This window comes from Enterococcus sp. S53 (assembly GCF_016516865.1).
GTDB lineage: Bacteria > Bacillota > Bacilli > Lactobacillales > Enterococcaceae > Enterococcus_D > Enterococcus_D innesii.
In genome coordinates, this window is the sequence record NZ_JACVUH010000080.1 from 1 (window position 1) to 286 (window position 286).

1 protein-coding gene is annotated in these 286 nt (G+C 42.3%); it reads right to left on the reverse strand.

Features of this window, described 5'->3' with window-relative positions; genetic code table 11:
• Positions 1-9 precede the first annotated feature (9 nt).
• On the reverse strand, positions 10-286 hold a 277-nt coding region (locus IAE45_RS18760; protein ID WP_200143177.1), incomplete at its 5' end, for a hypothetical protein.

Sequence of the window (286 nt, forward strand, 5' to 3'; positions counted from 1 at the left end):
TCATATCTTTCATCGTGCTAACTCCTCCAATTCTGACCGCATCTCTTCAAACGCAGATCCTTCCGTTTTATCAACAACCCCTTGTAATTTCCCCATTCCTCTAGGACTGACATATCTACCAAAACGAGTATAGCCAAATTCATTTAAATGAACTAAGCGCCATCTTGAACCTTGACCCCAACCAACTTCGATTGTTTTAGGCGGTCCTTTTTTCACTCCGGAAACAATAACTGTATCATGCGTTTCACCAGTATCCATGTAACTGGATACCGCCTCTTGCACATCT